Source organism: Microbacterium sp. Leaf351, assembly GCF_001423825.1.
Taxonomy (GTDB): Bacteria; Actinomycetota; Actinomycetes; order Actinomycetales; family Microbacteriaceae; genus Microbacterium; species Microbacterium ginsengisoli.
In genome coordinates this window covers 31,463-37,213 of the sequence record NZ_LMPK01000012.1, presented here as the reverse complement: position 1 = coordinate 37,213, position 5,751 = coordinate 31,463, and the positions used below count along the sequence as shown (strand labels likewise).

At 73.0% G+C, this 5,751-nt stretch carries 5 protein-coding genes and 1 pseudogene; 4 read left to right on the top strand and 2 right to left on the bottom strand.

The window, feature by feature from the left end:
• From ASG00_RS05085 to ASG00_RS05075, 3 genes are all read left to right on the top strand, one after another.
• A partial coding sequence (locus ASG00_RS05085) for a methyltransferase domain-containing protein (RefSeq protein ID WP_082483064.1) occupies nucleotides 1–1,586 on the top strand: 1,586 nt, incomplete at its 5' end.
• Nucleotides 1,587–1,625: 39 nt separating this feature from the next.
• Nucleotides 1,626–1,970, top strand: a complete 345-nt coding sequence (locus ASG00_RS05080; RefSeq protein ID WP_056207367.1) for a nuclear transport factor 2 family protein — start codon at nucleotides 1,626–1,628, stop codon at nucleotides 1,968–1,970.
• A 29-nt stretch (nucleotides 1,971–1,999) separates the two neighbouring features.
• Nucleotides 2,000–3,145 (top strand): glycerate kinase, encoded by a 1,146-nt coding sequence (locus ASG00_RS05075; protein ID WP_056207365.1) that lies wholly within the window; start codon nucleotides 2,000–2,002, stop codon nucleotides 3,143–3,145.
• 13 nt (nucleotides 3,146–3,158) lie between these two features.
• Here ASG00_RS05075 and ASG00_RS05070 read toward each other — a convergent pair whose 3' ends face one another.
• Entirely contained in the window at nucleotides 3,159–3,581 is a 423-nt protein-coding gene (locus ASG00_RS05070) for a VOC family protein (RefSeq protein WP_056207363.1), read from the bottom strand.
• A 42-nt stretch (nucleotides 3,582–3,623) separates the two neighbouring features.
• Entirely contained in the window at nucleotides 3,624–4,613 is a 990-nt protein-coding gene (locus ASG00_RS05065; RefSeq protein ID WP_056207361.1) for a hypothetical protein, read from the bottom strand.
• 106 nt (nucleotides 4,614–4,719) lie between these two features.
• On the opposite strand from ASG00_RS05065, the pseudogene ASG00_RS18870 reads away from it, so the two are divergent.
• Nucleotides 4,720–5,751 (top strand): annotated as a pseudogene (locus ASG00_RS18870) (AI-2E family transporter); the annotation flags it as partial.

Here is a 5,751-nt window from a genome sequence, read left to right as displayed (position 1 = left end):
CCCTCGTGATCGACGCCGGCGAGCCCCGCAATCGCACCGCCGCCCACGTGCACGGCGTGCTCGGGCACGACGGGACGCCCCCGGCCGACCTGCTCGCGAGAGGGCGGGATGAGGCATCCGGCTACGGCGTCGGCGTCATCGAGGCGCGCGCGGTCGCGGTCGAGGCGACCGACGACGACATCACGGTCGTCACCGACGACGGGGCGCGCCGCACGGCGCGCGCGCTCCTCGTCGCCACCGGAGCGAGCGATGTGCTGCCCGCCGTGGCGGGGCTCGCCGAACGGTGGGGCGCCGGCGTGCTGCACTGCCCCTACTGCCACGGCTGGGAGGTGCGCTCCCGCCGCCTCGGCGTGCTCGCGACCTCGCCGCTCTCCCTGCATCAGGCGCAGCTCGTGCGGCAGTGGAGCGCCGACGTCACCCTGTTCACCGCAGACCTCGGACCGCTCTCGATCGACGACGATCTGCGACTGCGCGCGCGTGGCATCCGTCTCGTGCCCCAGCGCGTCGTCGAGATCGTGGGCGACGGGCCGGATGTCACGGGTGCGCGCCTCGCCGACGGCACGATGCTCGCTCTCGACGCCGTCTTCACGGGCGGCGACCTGACCCCCCACGACGACGTGCTCGCCGGTCTCGACCTGCCGCGTGTCGACAGCCCCACAGGCTCGGTGATCGAGGTCGATGCGACGGGCCGCACCGCGCATCCGCGTATCTGGGCCGCCGGCAACGTCGTCACCCCCATGGCGAACGTGCCGATGAGCATGGCCGCGGGGGCGACGGCGGGAGCCGCGGTGAACGCCGCACTCGTCGACGAGGATGTCGCGCGGGTGCACGCCGACCGCGACGGGTGGCCCGAGATCGCCCCCGCCGACTTCTGGGAGCCCCGCTACGCCGCGAGCACGCAGGTCTGGTCGGGCCGCGTGAACGCCGTGCTGGCCGACATCGCGGCCACGCTCCCCGCGGGCTCCGCCCTCGACCTCGGCTGCGGGGAGGGCGGCGACGTGCTCTGGCTCGCCGCGCACGGGTGGCGCGCCACGGGCATCGACATCTCGGTCACGGCGATCGAGCGCGCTCGCGCCGCCGCGGCGGACGCGGGGGCGGATGCGGCATCCGCTCGTTTCGTCGCCGGCGATCTCGCGGCGCTCGACGTCGACGAGACCTTCGACCTCGTGACGGCGAGCTTTCTGCACTCGCCCGTCGACCTGCCACGGGAGGAGATCCTGCGGGCCGCGGCTGAGCGGGTCGCGCCCGGCGGACACCTGCTGATCACCTCCCATGCCGCGCCGCCGCCGGGGAGCCCGGGTGCCGGGCACGGTCACGACCACGGCCATGACGGCAACCACCCCGCACCCGGCCACGATCGCGAGGGCGGTGCCCCGCACGACCACGGCCACGGCGGCGGCCACTCTGACCCCACCGCGCCCGCGCCGCGCTGGTTCCCCACTCCGGCCGAAGATGTCGCGGCCCTCGCGCTCGACCCGGCCGAATGGACCGTGCTCATCGCGGAGGAGCGGCAGCGCGAATCGCTCGCCCGCGACGGCGAGCTGCGCACCTTCCACGACAGCATCGTGCTCGCTCGTCGCCACTGAGACCGGGCGCACCCGACGCGCCGGTGGCACACTGACCCCATGACGGATGCCGCGACCCTCCGGGCGCTCGAACTGTCGCTTCTCGACCCGCTCGTGCGCCGCGACCCGATCGCCCTGGCCGCGCTGCTGCATCCGTCGTTCACCGAGATCGGTGCGTCCGGCGCGCTGTGGACGCGCGACGAGATCGTCGCAGCGCTCGCCGCCGAACCGGACGCTCGGGAGATCCCGCCGACCGACGAGTGGCAGGTCGCGGCGCTCGGCGATACCCACGTGCTCGTGACGTACCGCATCGGCGGGGAGCGCCCCAGCCGGCGGTCGTCGATCTGGGACGTCTCGACGGGCAGACCCGCGCTGCGCTTCCACCAGGGAACACTTCTCGGCTGACGCCGAACCTGGTGTGCGACGGTGCTCTCATGTCCGTTCACGACGAGGTGACCGCGACCGCGCTCACCGTGGTCGTCGCCCCCGACAGCTTCAAAGAGACCCTGTCGGCCCCCGCTGTCGCCGACGCGTTCATCGCCGGGTGGCGCTCGGCGCGGCCCGGTGACCATCTCATCTCCCGACCGATGGCCGACGGCGGCGAGGGAACCCTCGACGCGATCGCGCGCGCCGTGCCCGGATCGGTGCGCGAGCCGGTCGCGGTGACCGGGCCCGACGGTGCGCGGGTCGAGTCCGCGTGGCTGCGGCTCCCGCCCACGCCCGACGCTCCGCACGGCATCGCCGTGGTCGAGCTCGCCGCCACCTCCGGGCTCGAACTGCTCGGATCGCGCCGCCTCCCGTGGGATGCGCAGTCGGTCGGCTTCGGCGAGGCGATCGCCGCCGCGCTCGACGCGGGGGTGTCGCGCCTGCTGCTCGCGGTGGGCGGCAGCGCATCCACCGACGGCGGCACCGGCATGCTGACCGCGCTCGGCGCCCGGTTCACGGATGCCGCGGGCTCCCCGATCGCGCACGGCGCACGAGGGCTGCTCGATCTGGCGCATCTCGACCTGTCGGGCCTGCGCCCGCTGCCGACCTGCGGGGCGGTCGTGCTGTCGGATGTGAGCAACCCGCTGCTCGGAGAGCGCGGCGCGGCATCCGTCTTCGGACCCCAGAAGGGGCTCGACGGCGAGGCCATCGCCCGTGTCGACGCCGCACTCGCCCGGCTCGGCGGGCTGCTGCCCGGCGACCCCGACGCGGCGGGCGCGGGAGCCGCGGGCGGGGTGGGGTTCGCGCTGCGCGCCTGGGGCGCCACGGCCGCCTCCGGTGCCGGACAGGTCGCCCGCACGATCGGACTCCCCGCCGACCTCGACCGCGCCGACGTCGTGGTGACGGGCGAGGGCTCGTTCGACGGACAGACGGCCGCGGGAAAGGCCCCCGCGATTGTCGCCGGGATGGCGGCCGATCGCGGGGTCTCCGCGTTGCTCGTCGCCGGGCGACTCGTCGCCGACCCGACCACCGCGGGCTTTCGCGCCGCCTACTCGCTCACCGACCTCGCCGGGTCGGGAGAGGCCGCGCGCGCCGAGGCGGCGTTGTGGGTGCGCGAGGCCGGGAGGCGCGCCGCCGCGACTCTCGTGCTCTGAGCCGTGGGCGACGTCAGGCGAGCGGGGCGTCGTCGCCAGGGAGGGCGACGTTGAACATCCAGCGCACGCCGAACCGGTCGGTCACCTCGCCGTACATGTCGCCCCACACCTGCTTCTCGAGCGGCTGGCGCACCGTGCCGCCGTCGCTGAACCGCGCGAACCAGCCGAGCACGCGCTCGACCTCGTCGCTCATGAACGCGGCCGAGATGCGGGTCTCACCCACGACCTGGTCGGGCTCGAGACCGTCGGCGCCCATCAGATCGAAGCCGTCGGCCTTGAGCTCCGAGTGCATCACGTGAGAAGGGTCGGCTCCGGGCATGCCGAAATCGCCGAACGTCGAGATGGTCAGCTCTCCGCCGAACACCTCCTGATAGAAGGTCATCGCCTCGCGGGCGGCGCCGGCGAACTGGATGTAGGGGATGAGACGCGTGGTCATGTGAGCCTCCGAACGGGGTGACGGTCGTGGACGGTTCCGACGCTAGGCGCCCGCTCCTCGAGGGGCAAGGGCGGATGCGGCATCCCACCACTCGAGCACCCGCAGCGACAGGAACGTGAGCCACGGCGACGCCTCGCCCTCGGGCACGTCGACGTCGAACCAGACGGCGCCGGGGTGTCGATGCTCCTGCACCCAGCGCCCGTCGTCGCCCCGCTTCGACCGGATCGACGCGATCGCGTCGGCGAGCCGCGGGTCGGGGGCGACCCCGTCGAACAGGGCGGCTGCACGGAAGTAGTCGGCCGCGTGCAGTGCGCTGTAGACATGCCGGAACGGGTACGCCAGATGGTGCACATACGGCACCACCGGCTCGCCGCTGCGCAGACCGTAGAGCGCCCGCCGCTCGAGCAGGTACTGCTCGGCACCGTGGCGGGCGGCAGTCAGTTCGGGGAAGCCGAGCCCGGCCCGCTCGTAGGCGAGCACACCCTCGAGTGCATTGAGGGTCGAGGGGAACGAGGACCGCGTCGATCCCTCGACCCACTCGCAGTTCCAGCCGCCGTCGGGCTGACGGTGCTCGACGAACCACCGGGCGATGCCCGAGACGTCCACCCCGAGCCACGCCCCGGCGGCGAGGGTGTAGCCGTTGATGCAGCAGTCGACCTCGCCGTCCCAGTACGGCAGATCGTCGTACTCCCACCGCGCGTGCGTGCGCAGCTTCTCCGCCGTGCCGTCGAGGACGGATGCCGCCACCCCCCACTCGCGCAGCTGCTTCAGGCTCCAGGTGGTCGCCGTCCAGGGCTGCCCGTCGGCGCGCTGCTCCTCGGTGAAGTCGGCGGGGAAGAACGCACCGCCCGCCCACTGGCCGTCGGCGTCCTGCCGGGCGAGGAGCGCGGCACCCATGCCCTCGCGGGGCACCCGCGCGCGCGTCGCCTGCCACACCGCCTCGGGCGCGCCGACGAGGTCGCGCTCGACCTGCCAGCGCAAGGCCGGGTCGGAATCGAGCAGCCAGGACATCACGTCGTCGCGGGGGGACATGTGGTCACGGTAGCGGGAGGCCGCGACATCCCGACAGGCGTATGTTCGACCCCATGACGCTCTTCTNCCCCCGCCGCCCCCCCCGGCCCCCGCCGCACCCGACCCGGTGCCGGCAGGCCTGAAGATCGGGGCGGCGTTCGCCTGGCGCCTGCTGGTGATCATCGCGGCGCTCGCGGTGGTGCTCCTGGTGGCGGTGCATCTGTCCGAGGTGGTCATCCCGTTCCTCATCGGTCTCGTGCTCTCGGCGTTGCTCGTCCCCTTCTCGAGCTTCCTGCAGCGGCATCACTGGCCCAAGTGGCTCGCGATCATCACCTCGTGGATCGCGGTCTTCGCCGCGCTGGGGCTGCTCTCCTTCATCGTGGCCATCCAGATCCGCTACGAGCTGCCGAAGATCGAGCACCAGATCACCACCGTCGTGGCCTCCGCGAAGGACTTCCTCGCCACCCAGCCGTTCGGCATCACCGATCAGCAGCTCGACACGTGGATCTCGGACATCGTCACCTACATCCAGACCCACGCCAGCGACATCGGCACCGGCTTCGCCGCCGCAGGGCTCGGCATCGTGCACGCGATCGAGGGCATCTTCATCGTGATCTTCGTGACGCTGTTCGCCTTGATCGACGGACCCCGCATGTGGCGCTGGTTCGTCCGCGTGTGGCCGCGTGCGGCGCGCCCCCGCCTCACCGCCGCCGGTCACGCCGGGTGGCGCACCCTCACGAGCTTCATCCGCGTGCAGCTGGTCGTCGCGGGCACCGATGCGATCGGCATCGGCGTGGGAGCCGCGATCCTCGGGGTGCCGCTGGCGATCCCGATCGCGGTGATCGTGTTCCTCGGCGCGTTCGTGCCGGTCGTCGGAGCGATCGTCGGCGGCATCGTCGCCGTCGGCATCGCACTGCTGTTCAACGGCTGGGTGCACGCGGTGATCATGCTCGGCATCGTGATCCTCGTGCAGCAGGTCGAGAGCCACGTGCTGCACCCCTTGCTCACCGGAAGCGCGGTCAAGGTGCATCCGCTGGGCGTCGTGCTCGGCGTCGCGACGGGCGCCGCCCTCGCGGGCATCGCAGGCGCCTTCTTCGCGGTGCCGTTCATCGCGACCGCGAACGCCATGATCGTGGCCGCCTACCGCACCGACCCGGAT